At 45.1% G+C, this 1,531-nt stretch carries 1 protein-coding gene; it reads right to left on the reverse strand.

Going from position 1 to position 1,531, the window contains the following annotated elements:
- Positions 1-1,468 (reverse strand): IS3 family transposase gene (locus RH85_RS06065; protein WP_420895793.1). Its coding sequence is split into 2 segments (ribosomal slippage), with 1,469 coding nucleotides annotated over them: positions 1-1,006 and positions 1,006-1,468; the frame shifts between segments, so codons are not numbered across the junction. This gene is flagged as partial in the annotation.
- Between the last annotated feature and the right edge of the window lie 63 nt (positions 1,469-1,531).

The raw sequence follows: 1,531 nt of genomic DNA on the forward strand, positions 1-1,531 counted from the left end.
GACCAACGCTCTGGATTTAGACGTTTCGCTGCATGCAATACTTCCGAACGATACGCTAAGATCTCTCTGTCCTTACTATTATGACGCTGACACGGTGTCACATAATTTAGCTTGCTATGTTTGTGCTCTGTATTGTACCAACGCACGAAGCTTTCGACCCAACAACGACTTGCATCGAGATCGTTAAAACCCTTTGTTGGCCAGCTAGGCATGTACTTCACTGTACGGAACAGAGATTCTACATACGGGTTATCATCACTCACTCTTGGGCGTGAGTATGATGAGGTTATTCCTAACTCATCCATCTTCGCTTTGAACGTCAGTGACTTCATTGGCGCACCATTGTCAGAATGAAGCACAAGCGGCTGATTAAAGCACTGCTCTCGCATCAGCGTTCGTTGCAATAACAAGGATGCTAACTCACCACATTCTCGCTCATACACATCATAACCCACGATTTTTCGACTGTAGATATCCTCAATGATATACAGGTAATAGTGCTGACCGATCACTCTTGACGGTAAATATGTAATATCCCATGAGTACACCTGGTTAGCCCCTGTTGCTGTATAACTTGCCGGTTTACTTTGTTTTTGGCGGCTACGTTGACGACCTCGTTTCTGGAGTTGACCCTCTGCACTCAGTATCCGATAGTAACTCGATTCAGAGGCTATATACTCACCTCTATCAAGCAGTGTCGGGACTATTTGAGTCGGAGGTAAGCTTGCGAACTCAGAGCGGTTACACACCTCGATAATCGCATCACGCTCTTGTTGAGATAGCTTATTAGCAGGCTCTGGTCTGATGCATATCGGCCTTTTATCAGCTTGAACTTCACCTTGCTGATTCCAACGACGATATGTTCTCAAGTCAATCTGAACTTCATGGCAAGCCGGCTCTAAACGGCATCCGCATTGAATCGCTTCAAGGATAAGAGTCACTATGATCTGCCTTTCATCGGTTGGGGTTAGTCGTCCTCTAGCTCTTCCCCGTAAAAGGCTCTCAGCTTTTTTCTTAGTACCAAGAGGGCGGCCGTTTCAGCGAGCGCTTTTTCTTTGAGTCGTAAATCTTTTTTCAACTCTTTGATTTCAAGTTTGTCTGCTTTAGCCTGTTTTTTTGCTTGGGCTTCACTCTCTTTGTTCGACATTATTCCTTGAACAAACTCACTCCGCCAAGCCTGTACTTGCTCAGGGTACAAGCCCTTCTCTCGACAATATTGGCTGAGTTCATTTTCAGTCATTGAATAGGTTTCAGCGACAATGGCGAGTTTAGTTTGAGCAGACCACTGCTCTGATGAAGTGTTGCTATTTGGCACGGCGGCTCCTGAATCTCTGAGTTGCTGCCGCCAATGATACAGGGTCGCAGTGCTAATGCCTTCCTCTTCCGATACTTCTTTAACTGACATCGAATATGGAGGCAACAGCTTCTTCAATATAGCTTCTTTTCTTTCTACTGAGAAACGAGACACAATTACTCTTTATCACCCAAACTGGTTAAATTTTAACAGTGACAACTATCCTGCCAGAGGGGG

It is taken from the genome of Vibrio ichthyoenteri ATCC 700023 (genome assembly GCF_000222605.1).
Taxonomy (GTDB): domain Bacteria; phylum Pseudomonadota; class Gammaproteobacteria; order Enterobacterales; family Vibrionaceae; genus Vibrio; species Vibrio ichthyoenteri.